Raw genomic sequence first — 291 nt, forward strand, 5'->3', positions numbered from 1 at the left:
GCCGTGCATCACGGCCCCCCCGTCGGGCAATGCGGGGACCGCCTTCGGCGACGTGAAGGACGTGACTTCGACCTTCGCGTAGCCGCATGCGCTCAATGCATCGACGAGCGCGATCTTGTCGCCGGTGTCGACGAACGCCGCTTCGTTCTGGAAACCGTCGCGCGGCGCGACTTCGTGGATGTAGAGCCGTTTGCTTCGAGTGCCCATGTCGTCCCCTGTTGCCGGTTCAGATCACGCCGCGCGTGCGCCAGTCGCCGCGCGGCGCGGCATCGATGCCGATCGATTCGAGTA

General features: G+C 66.3%; 1 pseudogene. It reads right to left on the bottom strand.

Annotated features, from left to right (window positions below):
* Nucleotides 1-207: pseudogene (locus KVT39_RS36785) on the bottom strand (hydroxymethylglutaryl-CoA lyase); the annotation flags it as partial.
* Nucleotides 208-291: the final 84 nt, after the last annotated feature.

Source organism: Burkholderia sp. GbtcB21 (assembly GCF_019091065.1).
Lineage (GTDB): Bacteria > Pseudomonadota > Gammaproteobacteria > Burkholderiales > Burkholderiaceae > Burkholderia > Burkholderia pyrrocinia_C.